The following is a 12,680-nucleotide window of genomic DNA, read 5'->3' as shown; positions in this document are numbered from 1 at the left end:
CACTGCCCATGCAACAAGTCTCCAAACTCATCCCCCAAGGCCAGGGGCTGGCCGCCGTGATCGTCAACCGCGCGCCGTTTCTCGAACTCGACTGGGACCTGCGGCAAAAGAGCCGATTCGATGCGACCACTTCGGAAGGGCGCAGCGTGGGCGTGTTCCTGCCACGCGGCACCGTGATCCGCGGCGGCGATGTGTTGATCACCACCGCCGGCACCTTCATCCGCGTCATCGCCGCGCCGCAAGCCGTGTTGCGCATCACCGCTTGCACCGCCCATGACCATGGGCACAGCCACGACCACGGCGCCTTCGACCTCATGCGCGCCGCTTACCACCTCGGCAACCGCCATGTGCCCATCGAACTCAAACCCGATCACCTGAAGATCGAGCCCGACCACGTGTTGGCCGAGATGCTGCGCGCCATGCACCTCAACGTGGAAGAAATCCGCGCCAGCTTCGAGCCGGAATCCGGCGCCTACGGCCAACCGAACTCACACAGCAGCGGGCACAGCCACGGCGCACATGGCGATCACGCGCATGCCTGAGCCAGGCCCCAGCAGCGCCGGCTTGCTGCAACTGCTGTGGCTGGCTTCGCCCACCTTGCCGGTCGGCGGATTTTCGTATTCCGAAGGCCTGGAAGCCGCGGTGGAGAGCGGCCTGGTGAGCGATGAGGCCAGCGCCGCCGAATGGGTGCTCGACCAGCTGCACCTCGGTTTGGCGCGCAGCGACATGGCGGTGGTGGCGCAGGCCATTCCCGCCTGGCGCGAAGGCAATCTGCGCCGCGTCACCGAACTCAACGACTGGATTCTTCAAACCCGCGAGACGCAGGAATTTCGTTTGCAGGCCGAGCAAATGGGCCGCTCGCTGCAAACGTGGGCACTGTCCCTGGGCGAGCTGGGCAACGGCATTTACGAACAACTGAAAAGCGCCGAACTCGACCCGCCCAGCTATCCCGTGGCCATGGCCTGCGCCATCGCCCACAGCGAAGCCCGCGTGGGCGATGCGCTGTTGACCTATGGTTTTAGCTGGGCTGAAAACATGGTGCAAGCCGCCATCAAATCTGTGCCCCTGGGCCAGAGCGCCGGCCAGCGCATCTTGGCAAAACTGGCGCTCGCCATGCCCGCCGCCGTGCAACAGGCCCTGAGCCTCACCGACGACACCCGTCAGGCATTCACACCCCTGCTCGCGATTCTTTCCGCACAACACGAAACCCAATACTCGAGACTGTTCAGATCGTAGAAAAACACCCCCTGCGCCGCTTCGCGTCTTCCCCCTGCGTGGGGGACCGCGCCAGTGGCCCGGCCAAGCCGGTTCCACGGCGCGCGCTGGAAAGTCCCTCTCCATCATCCCAAACACTCAGCCGCCATGACCTCTCTACACAATGTTCCCAACCGCACCAAGTCCCTCCCCCCGCTGCGCGTGGGCATTGGCGGCCCGGTCGGCTCCGGCAAAACCACCCTGCTCGAAATGCTCTGCAAGGCCATGCGCGAGCAATACGACCTGATCGCCATCACGAATGACATCTACACCAAGGAAGACCAGCGCCTGCTCACCGTGAGCGGCGCCCTGCCCGCCGACCGCATCATGGGCGTGGAGACCGGTGGCTGCCCGCACACCGCGATCCGCGAAGACTGCTCGATCAACCTGGAGGCCATCGACCGCATGCTCAAGGAGCATCCCAACGCCGATATCGTCTTCATCGAATCCGGCGGCGACAACCTCGCCGCCACCTTCAGCCCCGAGCTGAGCGATTTGACGATCTATGTGATCGACGTCGCCGCCGGCGAAAAAATCCCGCGCAAAGGCGGCCCCGGCATCACCAAGAGCGACCTCTTCGTGATCAACAAAACCGACCTGGCGCCCCATGTCGGCGCCAACCTCGACGTGATGCGCGCCGACACCGACCGCATGCGCCCCGACGCCGAACGCCGCCCCTGGGTCATGACCAACCTCAAGACGCTGGATGGGTTGGACACGGTGGTGCGGTTTATCGAGACGCGGGGGATGTTGACGGCTGGGTCTGCCGCCGTTGCTTGAGGTTGGGACGAAGATGGGCCCTCTGGCCACGAACCGCCAGCGACAGGGGCAAAAGGCAGGCCCCCCCCAATACCCGCTGCCTGATCCTGAGGCAGGGTGAATGAACGATGGCCTTCGCGCCATGCACCACTGGCGTCAGAAACCAAGAGCGTCTTCGATACGGGCATGGTACGTCGCCCAGTCACGGCCCGAGTTCTCCAGGGCGATTTTGTCGATGGTGAGTTCCTCAAACAGCCTGTCTGTCAGCCGCCGATAGTCAACGTATAGGCTGGACAGTCCATCCAAACCTTCGAGACCACGGTCGACCGCATAGGCGTAGTTGAGTTTCCAGTCCACCTGGTAGCGCACGCCAAGCTCATCTCCGCGCTCGGCCGCCGTCAAGCGGATGGCTCGGTCAACGTCAGACTGGTAGAAATAGACCAACAGCGGACACATCGGCCGGATGATCCTGGCCAGGGCCTGCACATTCTGAGCGATGGCTTCAGGCGGCATGTTCATGAGAAACATGTTCGTCAGGTCCCCGTGGAACAACTGGCCATCGACCACGTGAACAGCCTCTGACCCCTGGGCTTCCTCCACGAATTTTCTCCACAGCGCAAGCCGGCGGTTCGCCAGTTCCTCGGCCGTCATGTCCAGCCAAGGCTTGAACCAATCGGCGGCGAAATCGGTTGCCCGCAACGGATGCGGATACTGTCGTTCAACCTGGATACGGGCCTCGATGCCCTGAGCCGCGAGACGCTGCGCCAGCCAACGGGTCGAGGTTGACTTGCCCGAGCCCATGATCCCTTCAAAAATCACCAGCCTTCGGCGAGGCGCCTTGATCGAGTCAGCTTGGTCTTTCATGCGACGGATTGTCTGACATCGACAGGCTCGGCGGCGCGCGTCAGGTCGGCTTGCGGGCAACGATGAAGACCCGTATGTCCTTGCCCCGGGTGCCGTGGCGTTCGACCGAAACGATCTCCAGTCCCTGGCGCAGGAAGGCCGCCGTCAGCGCTCGTTCGTCAAAACACAGCACATGCGGCGCCTTGCCGATGGCGCACATCAAGGGCAATGCGAGGCGGGGCACCAGCGGGTTCATCTCGGAGATGCAGGCCGTCTTGGAGATCAGCAGCCCGCCCGGCTTCAAGGCCTGCGTCGCAGCGGTCAGGGCGCCGTCAAGGTCGGTCACCAGGTGCAGCAGGTTGAAGGCCAGCACAGCGTCGTATTCGCCTGGCCCGCCCGCCGGCGCATCGGCGTCGGCCACCGCAAAGCTCAACTCGGGAATGGGCTCGGCCGCCAGCTTCTCCCTGGCGATGGCGATCATGCTCGCGGACACGTCGGTGGCCAGCAGGCGCCGGGTGTGCGGTGCCAGGCGCAGGGCCGTGGAGCCGGTGCCGCAGCCGATCTCCAGCACGTTCTGGTCCGGTGAAAGCAACGACTGCACGCGCCGAATCGTGGCCTCGTAGCCTGGCAGGTCGGCGATTGGGTCCGCGGCGTATTTGCGCGCGGCGCGGTCCCAGAAGCGTGCCTTGCGGGCGCTCGGGGCAGTCGCCTCGGAAAAAGCATGGGGATCGGAGGATGAAGAGAGGGCTGATAGCGGCATGTGAAACCTTGAACAGGGGCCCGTTGAAGGGCGGTGCCTGCATGCTACCCATGCAAGCTGCCGCAGGGAATTGCGATAAATCGCAGTGAAGATATACATTTCTGTATGGATCAACTCGACTGGAACCAGCTCAAGGCTTTTCTGGAGACCGCCGAAACCGGCTCGCTGTCGGCCGCCGCCCGCAAGCTCGGCCTGACCCAGCCGACCCTGAGTCGGCAGGTCGCCGCCATCGAGCTGCGCATGGGCGTGACCTTGTTCGAACGGGTGGGCAAGACCATGGCACTCACTGCCACCGGGCTCGACCTGCTGGAACATGCGCGCGCCATGGGCTCTGCTGCCGATGCCCTGCGCCTGGCGGCCACCGGGCGCTCCGAAGCTTTGGGCGGCGTGGTCTCGGTCTCGGCAAGCGACGCCGTGGCCGCCTACCTGCTGCCCCCACTGGTACAGCAACTGCATGAGCAGGAGCCGGGCATTGCGATCGAAGTGATTGCGTCCAACGCACTCAGCGACCTGCTGCGCCGCGAGGCTGACATTGCCGTGCGCCATGTCAAGCCCGAGCAGCCCGAGCTCATCGCGCGGCTGATCCGCGAGGCCGCTGCGAACTTCTATGCGGCTGAGAGCTGGATCAAGACCCACGGCCATCCGCGCACCACCGAAGAAGCCGCCCATCTGCCCTTCGTCGGTTCCGACCGCTCAGGCCGGTTTCTGGCCTACCTGCGCCAGCACGGCTTGCCCCTGAGCGAAGCGAGTTTCAGTTGCTACGCTGACCACACCGTGGCCCACTGGGCCCTGGTGCGCCAGGGCATGGGCATTGGCGTGATGATGGACGAGATCGCGAACCAGACCCCGGGCATGGTGCGGGTGCTCGATGAAGTGCCGCCCGTGCAATTCCCGATCTGGCTGGTCACCCACCGCGAACTGCGCACCTCGCGGCGGATCAGGGTGGTGTTCGAGATGCTGGCACAGGGATTGGCTTGAGGCCTTGAGCGACCCGGCGTTCGGACCTGATGGAGGGCGGCTCCGGGCCGAAGAACTGTTGCCCCTTCAACTCAGCAAGCGTCACCCCTATCGACTGGTTGTGCACTGTTGACCAGACCTGCCCGGGCCAGGCACCACAACAGGGCGGCACGCTCTGTGCATGCAGGCCTGCATGGCCCATACCGTCACCTCGCTCAAAAGGCGGGCGCACAGCCACCGCAGCGGCAAACCCAGCCGCTCCAAAGCCAGCGCCGCCAAATCCGTTCCCCGTCCAGCCGGGGCCGCCCGGCTGCTCCACACCTGGCTTGAAGACGCCCACGCGCTCATTGCGGGCTCTCTTTTCGTGGCGCTGGGCATGACCATGTTTGCCCACGCTGGCCTGCTCACCGGCGGTGTGGCGGGCGTGGCATTTCTCGCCAAATACGCCACGGGCCTCAACTTCGGGCTGTTCTTCTTCCTTTTCAGCCTGCCGTTCTTTGTGCTGTCGTGGTTCCAGCTTGGACGGGAATTCACCTTCAAGAGCTTTTTCGCCGTGGCACTGGTCTCGGTGTGTACCGCTGTGGCGCCCAAGTTGGTGCGCTTTGAGTTTCTCAACCCCTGGCTCGCCTCGGTGTTGGGCGGATTTTTGATCGGTTTCGGTCTGCTGGCCCTGCTGCGACACCACGCCAGCGTGGGCGGGGTCAACATCCTGGCGCAATGGCTGCAGCAGGCCAAGGGCTTCAGTGCCGGGAAGGTGCAGATGTCGGTCGACATCGTGGTGGTGCTCACCGCCCTGATGGTCGTGCCGGCCGAGCGCGTGGCGCAATCGGTGGTGGGCGCTGTCGCCATTGGCGCCATCCTTGCGCTCAACCACCGGCCCGGGCGCTACCTGGGCGTTTGAGCGCCTGAACGCCTTGCCAAAGCTGGCGGTGACACGGATGGCAAAAAGGCTGCCCCTATGACCGAGGGCAGCCTTTATCAAACCGGCAGTCAACTGGCTGAGTTCAACCTTTGGGCATCAGCCATTCTTTTTGCCAGTTGGGCAACGCGAAAGAAGCCGTATGCACCTCGGCGTTGTAATGTTTGCCCTCAAACGGCTTGACAGGATGGCGCAGTGAAACGCCGTCACGGCTGTAGAGGAAAAAGCCGAAATCCGCGCCGGGGTACAGCGGGATGTTGGTGTGATAGACGTCGATGTGCGGCAAGATTTTGGTGCGCTGCATCACGGTCACCAGGTTGTCGCCATCGCCGCTGACTTCTTGCAGGAAATCACCACCGGTTTTGGACAGGTAGATGCTGTCCGAATCCAGGATCACGCCGGTTTCCGACACCAGAGAAACCACTTCCGTCAGAAACTTTTCGGTGAACAGACAAGACGATGGGCCAACGGGCTCGGTCAGGTCGAGCACGATCAGGTCATAGGTTTTGCCGTCTTTGAGCGCCTGGCTGACAAAGTTCGCCGCATTGTCGATGATGAGCGTGACGCGGGGGTCTTTGTAATCACCATTGACGGCCAGGTACTCGCTCGCCAGATCCACCACGCGCTGGTCGATTTCGACCATGGTGACGCTGGTCACAAAATCGTGTTTGAGGCTTTCGCGCACGATGCCGCCTTCGCCGCCACCGATGACAAGCACCGAAGCGTCTTTGCGCTCACGCCCAAGGAGCGGCACGTGCACCGCCATCTCATGGTAGATGAACTCATCGGCCTGGCTGGCCTGAATGTAGCCATCGAGCACCAGCAACCGGCCAAACGACTGGTGGTCGTAGATTTCGATGAGCTGGTACGGGCTTTGCTCCGAGTGCAACAACTTGACTTCCACCGAGGTGGTGATGCCATGTCCATCAGACCGTTCATGCCACCATTTGAAATCACTCATCAACTTCTCCTCTCAAGATTTCCTGCACATCGATACGCTCTGCCTCGAAGGCCTCGCGCATGATTTCGATGCAAACTTCCGGATGTGTGTCGCCACACATGAAAACATCAAAAGCAGCGTAGCGGCTTTCAGGCCAGGTGTGCACCGAGATATGGCTTTCGGCGAGCACCGCCACACCGCTCACCCCATCGGGCTCGAACCGGTGCAGATGCATGTGCAGCAGGGTGGCCTGCGCAGCTTCTACACAATGCCGCATGGTCTTTTCAATGTAGGCAATGTCACTGAGGTGCGAAGCGCCATACAAATCAATCAGCAGGTGAATTCCCGCGTAGCGTTTCTCGCCGCGCGTGATGAAATAATCTTTTTCCTGAACAAGCAGGGCTTCCTCTTTTTGCATTTTCGTCACCACCTTCTCAATAAATCCTGTTCTTGAATGCACCGCGCCGGCCTTTGATCTCTTCTGTTCACAAATAGGGCAAGCCCGCACCCGGAAACAAGTCCCGCCATCCAAGGAGCCATCAGCACGCACGGCCATGTTGATCAACTCCCTGCGAAATACCGGCGAACGCTCCTGATGGTTGGTCACTGAATAAAAGACCTCTTGCTGCCAGCCTCGCGTCCACGTTGACTATGGCACATGGGTTTTAAACCCGCATCAGAAGGGTTGCACCCGATGGCTGTCTGCTCCTGAGGCGCATTCAGGGCGCCTGACTGATTCAACGCAACTCGATCACATCGATCATGGGGGGCACCGCCAGGCGGGCTGGCAAGCCAACGGTTCCCACGCCCGGTGTCACGAAAACGGGGCCGACACGCGTCGAATACAAACCATTCCACCAAGATTGCTCACTGTTGGTGTTGCGAAGCCACCAGGGTGTGAGCCCGGGAATCCAGATCTGTCCACCATGGGTATGGCCGGCGATGGCCAAAAACGCGCCCTGCTCGGGCAACAAGGCCAGCGTGTCCGGCTGGTGCGCGAGCACGATTCTTCTGGAGGGCTGCGGCCGATCGTGGCCGCGCTCATTGGGCCACAAAGCCGCCACTTGTGGCCCTGGCGAGCCGCCCCATTGATCGTCCAGACCAACCAGCTCCCAACCTTTCCAGGTCACCATGCGCCCTTCCAGCATTTGAACGCCGTTGGCTTTCAGGGCTTCCCGCAGAGCTTCGGTGAGTGGCGGCCCCGGGGCCTCAACATCGTGGTTGCCCATCACCCCGTACACCGGGTGGCGAATGCTCGCGAGAGGTGCCAGACCGGTTTTGAGATCAAGCGGTGGCTCGTGGGTCCAGTCACCAGCAACGAGAACGGCATCGACTTCCAGCGTATTGAGTTTGTCGACCAGACCTTGGAGCTGACTGTCGCGAAAGAAGAGGCCCCAGTGCACATCCGAGATCACGGCTAGGCGCACCGGCTCGGCACCTTCGGGCAGGCCGGTGAGCACGGTTTCGCGCACTTGCAGTTGCTGAGGCTCGACCAGGGACGACCACAGACCAATCATCACACCCACACTCATCAGCATCGCCAGCAAGCGACGCCCGCCACGCGTGTTCCAGGCCCGGCTCACAAACCCGGTCAACATGAACACTCCGGCCAGTCTAGGCGACCAGTAGAGCCAGTACATGATCAGATTGCGCAGCCAATATCCCGGCGTGTGCCAGCGTTGCGGGTAGTCCCACCAGCTCACGCCCAGCGACACCACCAAAGCCACGGCGAACAATCGCCAAGACCAAAACTCGATGGTGCGCGAACTCAACACGGGTTGTTGATCAGGCCTCGCGGCGCAACGCAGGGAACAGAATCACATCGCGGATGCTGGGGCTGTCGGTCAACAGCATCATCAAACGGTCAATGCCGATGCCGCAGCCGCCGGCGGGGGGCATGCCGTATTCCAGCGCGCGGATGAAGTCGGCGTCGTAGTGCATGGCTTCATCGTCGCCGCTGTCTTTGCTGGCCACTTGCGCATGGAAGCGAGCGGCCTGGTCTTCGGCGTCGTTCAGCTCTGAGAAGGCGTTGCCGAACTCGCGGCCGGTGATGTAGAGCTCGAAGCGCTCGGTGACTTCGGGGTTCTTGTCGTTGGCGCGGGCCAGGGGCGAGATTTCGATAGGGTGGTCCATGATGAAGGTGGGGTTCCAGAGCTTCTCTTCGACCGTCTCTTCAAAATACAGGACCTGAAGGCTGGCGAGGCTGCGCGTGCTCAGCTGGTGCTTGGCCTCCGACATACCGAGCTTTTTCAAAGCAGGGATCAGCCACTCGGCGCTGTCTGCGCCGTCGCCTGCGTCGGTGTACTTCTCGATGGCCTGGCGGATGGTCAGGCGCTCGAAGGGCGACATGACATCGACCGGCTGGCCGTTATAGGTCAGCGGCGTGTCGCCGTGCACCTGCTTAACCACATGCCGGATCAGTTGCTCATTGAAGTCCATCAGGTCCTGGTAATTCCAGTAGGCCGCGTAGAACTCCATCATGGTGAATTCGGGGTTGTGGCGAACGCTGATGCCTTCGTTGCGGTAGCTGCGGTTGATTTCAAACACGCGGTCAAACCCTCCCACCAGCAAGCGCTTCAGATACAACTCAGGCGCGATGCGCAGGAACATTTCCTGATCGAGCGCGTTGTGGTGTGTCTTGAAGGGCTTGGCGTTGGCGCCGCCCGGAATCGGGTGCAGCATGGGCGTTTCCACTTCCAGGAAGCCATGACTCACCATGTAATCGCGGATGCTGGAAAGCGTCTGGCTGCGCGTGATGAAACGCTTGCGGGCGCTTTCGTCGGTCATCAGGTCCACATAGCGCTGGCGGTACTTGATCTCCTGGTCGTGAATACCGTGGAATTTGTCGGGCAGCGGGCGCAGGCTCTTGGTGAGCAAACGGATGTTGTCGGCGTGGATGGTGAGCTCGCCAGTGCGGGTTTTGAACAACACGCCTTCGGCGGCCACGATGTCGCCCAGGTCCCAATGCTTGAACGCGCCGTGAACGTCTTCGCCCACGCTGTCGTTGTTCAGGTAGATCTGGATGCGGCCGCCACTCTCGCCCATGGAGGCGTCCTGCAGGGTGGCGAAGCTCGCCTTGCCCATCACGCGCTTGAGCATCATGCGGCCGGCCACGCTGGCACGCACGGGTGCGCCTTCGAGCGCTTCCTTGGTGGACTCACCGTGGGCGGCGAACAGCGCGGCGGCTTTGTCGGCTGGTTTGAAATCGTTGGGAAATGCCACCGCCCCGCCCTGCTTCTGCGTCTCGCGCATCGCCTTGAGCTTTTCACGGCGCTCGACAATCAACTGATTCTCGTCAACGGAGGCAACAACGGGCTGGGCTTGGGGAGTGGGTGCTTGTGTCATGGTGCAATAAAAAACGGGCTGCACATCCGCAGCCATCTGCGCAGTGCAACCCGTAATTGTAAGTTTTTGGCAGACGCTGGAAATATCGGGCGATTCTCGACACCCCGGGGTACCGTGGATCTGGCTTTGCCAGGCCAGCAGCACTGCCCCTGCCGAAGACAGCGCAGAGATGGCTCTTTCAATGCCCCAGGTAGGCCTCCCTGACCTTGGGGTCGACCAAAAGCTCCTTGCCTGGACCGGTCATGGTGATTTCACCCGAGTCCATCACATAGCCGCGGTGGGCAATCTGCAGCGCACGCTGGGCGTTTTGCTCAACCAGCAAAATCGTCACGCCCTGAGAGGCCACTTCGCGCACCACCTCAAAAATCTTGTCCACCATGATGGGCGACAAGCCCATCGACGGCTCGTCGAGCAACAGGACCTTGGGCTGGCTCATCAGCGCGCGGGCCATGGCCAGCATCTGCTGCTCACCGCCACTCATGGTGCCGGCCAGTTGGTCTTTGCGCTCCCTGAGGCGCGGAAAGATGCCAAACATGCGTTCAATGTCTTTCTGGATTCCATCCTTGTCTGTCCGGATGTAGGCACCCATCTGCAGGTTTTCGGTGATGCTCATCCGCGTGAACACGCCGCGGCCCTCCGGCACCATGACCAACCCCTGCCTCACAAGATCCCAGGGGCCTTGCCCATTGATGGACTGCCCCAGGTATTCAATGTCGCCCGCTTCGAACGACAGGGAGCCAGTGATCGCCTTCATGGTCGTGGTTTTGCCAGCGCCGTTGGATCCGATCAGCGAAATCAACTCGCCTTCCTTCACCTCCAGATCAATGCCCTTGACCGCCTTGATACCGCCATACGCGACCTTCAGGCCGCTGACTTTGAGTAATGTGTTTGCCATCTCATGTTTCCTTGTTCATTCAGAACGTCGCGAGCGAGGTGTCTTTTCCAGAACGCCGCCGATCTGGCATTGCCAGTCGGCCAGCGTTGCCCCCTGGGGGGTGACGCGCGCGGCGCGGCGCGGGGGGCGCATCAAGCTCCGCCCGTCCCCAGATAGGCTTCGATCACCTTGGGGTCGTTCTGCACCTCTGCAGGCGTGCCCGATGAGAGCTGCTTGCCGTAATCGAGCACCGTCACGCGGTCACACAAACCCATCACCAGCTTCACATCGTGTTCGATCAGCAAAATGGTGCGGTTGTCTTTGCGAATCTGGTCGATCAGTTCGCGCAACTGGATTTTTTCGGTGGCGTTCATGCCCGCAGCCGGCTCGTCAAGCGCGATCAACTGAGGGTCGGTTGCCAGTGCTCGGGCGATTTCCAGGCGGCGTTGGTCGCCATAGCTCAAGGTGCGCGACTTGTAGTCGGCAAATTTGCCGATGCCCACATAGTCGAGCAGTTCGTGAGCGCGGGCCGCGATTTCGGCCTCTTCCTTTTTGAAACTCGATGTACGGAAGACCGCACCAATCAAGCCGGAATGGGTTCGCATATGACGCCCGACCATCACGTTTTCCAACGCCGTCATGTCTGGAAACAGTCGGATGTTCTGAAAAGTACGGGCGATACCGGCTTTTGCCACTTCGTGCACGGCCGTGGGCTTGTAAGACTTCCCGGCGAGCTCGAAGGAGCCGCTGTCGGGCGTGTACAGGCCCGTCAGCACGTTGAAGAACGTGGTCTTGCCAGCACCATTGGGGCCGATCAGCCCATACACCTCGCCCCGATGGATTTCGATGCCCACATCGCTCAGCGCTTGCAGGCCGCCAAAGCGTTTGGACACGTTGGCCACTTTGAGAATGGTTTCACTCATTTGGTCTGCCTCACTTGCTCAATGATTTGCCATGCTCGGGCGATGGCCACAAGCCTTTGGGGCGGATCAGCATCACCACCACCATCGCCGAAGCAATCAGCAGTTGGCGAAGGATTTCAGGTGCCAGCCGGCCATCGGTCATTTGTGACAGTGGCCCGGCCACATGGCGCAAGACCTCCGGCAAGCCCGCCAGCAGCAACGCGCCCAGGATCACACCAGGAATGTGGCCAATACCGCCCAGCACAACCATGGCCACAACCATGACCGACTCCATCAAGATGAACGACTCGGGATAAACGCCGCGCTGAAAGGAGGCAAACAACACGCCGGAGACACCACCGAAAGTAGCGCCCATACCGAAAGCCAGCAGCTTCAGGTTGCGGGTGTTCAAGCCCATGGCCTTGGCTGCAATTTCATCTTCGCGAATGGCCATCCAGGCCCGGCCAATACGGGAGTCCTGCAAGCGGTAGGACAAAATGACCGCCGCAACAACAAAGACCATGAAGAGGTAGTAATACATGGTGACGGGTTCAACCATGTAGTCACCAACATAAAAAGGCTTCGCAAAACTGATCCCGAACACCGAAGGTGCATCGACACCTGGCAGGCCTTTGGGGCCGTTGGTGATGTTGATGGGGCGGTCGAGGTTCAGCAGGAAAATGCGAACGATTTCACCAAAGCCCAGCGTGATGATGGCCAGGTAGTCGCCACGCAGCTTGAGCGTTGGCGCACCAAGAATCATGCCCATCACCCCCGCGACCACCGCCGCGATCACGATGGCCACAAAAATATTGGTGTGCAGTCCACCTGGAAAGGCCGCTGCAATGGAGGTGAAAGCCTCCGCCAGGTGGGGCGAAGAAAGCAGGCCATAGACATAAGCACCCACCGCAAAGAATGCGATGTAGCCCAGATCAAGCAGCCCAGCGTAGCCCACCACAATGTTCAGGCCCAAAGCCAGCAGCACATACAACAGCGCCTGATCAACGATTCGGGCCCAGGAGTTGCTGCCCGTGGCCTGCAACAGCAGCGGCAGCACCAACAGTGCAATACCCGCCACCACAAAAGCTATCAACTTGCCATTTTTGGTATTCAACATATCAAAACTC

At 61.2% G+C, this 12,680-nt stretch carries 14 protein-coding genes; 5 read left to right on the top strand and 9 right to left on the bottom strand.

Going from position 1 to position 12,680, the window contains the following annotated elements:
* Positions 1–8 precede the first annotated feature (8 nt).
* From ureE to ureG, 3 genes are all read left to right on the top strand, one after another.
* Entirely contained in the window at positions 9–542 is a 534-nt protein-coding gene (ureE, locus tag LPB072_RS05760; RefSeq protein WP_066088688.1) for an urease accessory protein UreE, read from the top strand.
* A complete protein-coding gene (locus LPB072_RS05755; protein WP_096349054.1) occupies positions 535–1,236 on the top strand; it encodes an urease accessory protein UreF in 702 nt (233 codons plus the stop codon). The genes ureE and LPB072_RS05755 overlap by 8 nt, the downstream gene beginning before the upstream one ends.
* A 126-nt stretch (positions 1,237–1,362) precedes the next feature.
* Positions 1,363–2,034: an urease accessory protein UreG gene (gene ureG, locus LPB072_RS05750; protein WP_066088679.1), complete on the top strand. Its 672-nt coding sequence runs from the start codon at positions 1,363–1,365 to the stop codon at positions 2,032–2,034.
* Positions 2,035–2,169: 135 nt separating this feature from the next.
* Here ureG and LPB072_RS05745 read toward each other — a convergent pair whose 3' ends face one another.
* Positions 2,170–2,877 carry a P-loop NTPase family protein gene (locus LPB072_RS05745; RefSeq protein WP_082876839.1) on the bottom strand — a complete coding sequence of 236 codons (708 nt, stop codon included), beginning with the start codon at positions 2,875–2,877 and terminating at the stop codon, positions 2,170–2,172.
* 40 nt (positions 2,878–2,917) lie between these two features.
* Positions 2,918–3,616, bottom strand: coding sequence for a class I SAM-dependent methyltransferase (locus LPB072_RS05740; protein ID WP_066088677.1), 699 nt, complete (start codon positions 3,614–3,616; stop codon positions 2,918–2,920).
* Positions 3,617–3,721: 105 nt separating this feature from the next.
* On the opposite strand from LPB072_RS05740, the gene LPB072_RS05735 reads away from it, so the two are divergent.
* A complete protein-coding gene (locus tag LPB072_RS05735; RefSeq protein WP_066088674.1) occupies positions 3,722–4,594 on the top strand; it encodes a LysR family transcriptional regulator in 873 nt (290 codons plus the stop codon).
* A 172-nt stretch (positions 4,595–4,766) separates the two neighbouring features.
* Complete coding sequence (locus LPB072_RS05730; protein ID WP_082876843.1) at positions 4,767–5,474, top strand: YitT family protein; 708 nt, start codon at positions 4,767–4,769, stop codon at positions 5,472–5,474.
* A 103-nt stretch (positions 5,475–5,577) separates the two neighbouring features.
* Here the strand turns inward: LPB072_RS05730 and LPB072_RS05725 are convergent, their stop codons facing one another.
* The 7 genes from LPB072_RS05725 to LPB072_RS05695 form a co-directional block, all read right to left on the bottom strand.
* On the bottom strand, positions 5,578–6,453 hold the full coding sequence (locus tag LPB072_RS05725; protein ID WP_066088671.1) for a spermine/spermidine synthase domain-containing protein: 876 nt from the start codon (positions 6,451–6,453) through the stop codon (positions 5,578–5,580).
* Positions 6,446–7,039, bottom strand: a complete 594-nt coding sequence (gene speD / locus LPB072_RS05720; protein WP_231943436.1) for an adenosylmethionine decarboxylase — start codon at positions 7,037–7,039, stop codon at positions 6,446–6,448. The genes LPB072_RS05725 and speD overlap by 8 nt, the downstream gene beginning before the upstream one ends.
* 130 nt (positions 7,040–7,169) lie before the next feature.
* Positions 7,170–8,204, bottom strand: coding sequence for a metallophosphoesterase (locus LPB072_RS05715; RefSeq protein ID WP_157559237.1), 1,035 nt, complete (start codon positions 8,202–8,204; stop codon positions 7,170–7,172).
* Between the two features lie 13 nt (positions 8,205–8,217).
* Positions 8,218–9,777, bottom strand: coding sequence for a lysine--tRNA ligase (lysS, locus tag LPB072_RS05710; protein WP_066088820.1), 1,560 nt, complete (start codon positions 9,775–9,777; stop codon positions 8,218–8,220).
* A gap of 178 nt (positions 9,778–9,955) precedes the next feature.
* Positions 9,956–10,672 carry an ABC transporter ATP-binding protein gene (locus LPB072_RS05705; protein WP_066088665.1) on the bottom strand — a complete coding sequence of 239 codons (717 nt, stop codon included), beginning with the start codon at positions 10,670–10,672 and terminating at the stop codon, positions 9,956–9,958.
* 131 nt (positions 10,673–10,803) lie between these two features.
* Positions 10,804–11,574 (bottom strand): ABC transporter ATP-binding protein, encoded by a 771-nt coding sequence (locus tag LPB072_RS05700; protein WP_066088663.1) that lies wholly within the window; start codon positions 11,572–11,574, stop codon positions 10,804–10,806.
* A gap of 10 nt (positions 11,575–11,584) precedes the next feature.
* The gene (locus LPB072_RS05695) at positions 11,585–12,670 is read right to left on the bottom strand and encodes a branched-chain amino acid ABC transporter permease (RefSeq protein WP_066088660.1); all 1,086 of its coding nucleotides are present in this window, start codon (positions 12,668–12,670) and stop codon (positions 11,585–11,587) included.
* Positions 12,671–12,680: the final 10 nt, after the last annotated feature.

Source organism: Hydrogenophaga crassostreae (genome assembly GCF_001761385.1).
Lineage (GTDB): Bacteria > Pseudomonadota > Gammaproteobacteria > Burkholderiales > Burkholderiaceae_C > Hydrogenophaga > Hydrogenophaga crassostreae.
The sequence above is the reverse complement of the archived record's forward strand: the minus strand, read 5'-3'. Positions and strand labels throughout refer to the sequence as shown.

What these genes read in the sequence shown, in the direction of transcription:
- LPB072_RS05700 (WP_066088663.1), bottom strand. Translation starts at nt 11,574, where the DNA reads ATGAGTGAAACCATTCTCAAAGTGGCCAACGTGTCCAAACGCTTTGGC.
- LPB072_RS05730 (WP_082876843.1), top strand. Translation starts at nt 4,767, where the DNA reads ATGGCCCATACCGTCACCTCGCTCAAAAGGCGGGCGCACAGCCACCGC.
- LPB072_RS05695 (WP_066088660.1), bottom strand. Translation starts at nt 12,670, where the DNA reads ATGTTGAATACCAAAAATGGCAAGTTGATAGCTTTTGTGGTGGCGGGT.
- LPB072_RS05735 (WP_066088674.1), top strand. Translation starts at nt 3,722, where the DNA reads ATGGATCAACTCGACTGGAACCAGCTCAAGGCTTTTCTGGAGACCGCC.
- LPB072_RS05705 (WP_066088665.1), bottom strand. Translation starts at nt 10,672, where the DNA reads ATGGCAAACACATTACTCAAAGTCAGCGGCCTGAAGGTCGCGTATGGC.
- ureG (WP_066088679.1), top strand. Translation starts at nt 1,363, where the DNA reads ATGACCTCTCTACACAATGTTCCCAACCGCACCAAGTCCCTCCCCCCG.
- LPB072_RS05740 (WP_066088677.1), bottom strand. Translation starts at nt 3,616, where the DNA reads ATGCCGCTATCAGCCCTCTCTTCATCCTCCGATCCCCATGCTTTTTCC.
- ureE (WP_066088688.1), top strand. Translation starts at nt 9, where the DNA reads ATGCAACAAGTCTCCAAACTCATCCCCCAAGGCCAGGGGCTGGCCGCC.
- LPB072_RS05725 (WP_066088671.1), bottom strand. Translation starts at nt 6,453, where the DNA reads ATGAGTGATTTCAAATGGTGGCATGAACGGTCTGATGGACATGGCATC.
- lysS (WP_066088820.1), bottom strand. Translation starts at nt 9,777, where the DNA reads ATGACACAAGCACCCACTCCCCAAGCCCAGCCCGTTGTTGCCTCCGTT.
- LPB072_RS05745 (WP_082876839.1), bottom strand. Translation starts at nt 2,877, where the DNA reads ATGAAAGACCAAGCTGACTCGATCAAGGCGCCTCGCCGAAGGCTGGTG.
- LPB072_RS05755 (WP_096349054.1), top strand. Translation starts at nt 535, where the DNA reads ATGCCTGAGCCAGGCCCCAGCAGCGCCGGCTTGCTGCAACTGCTGTGG.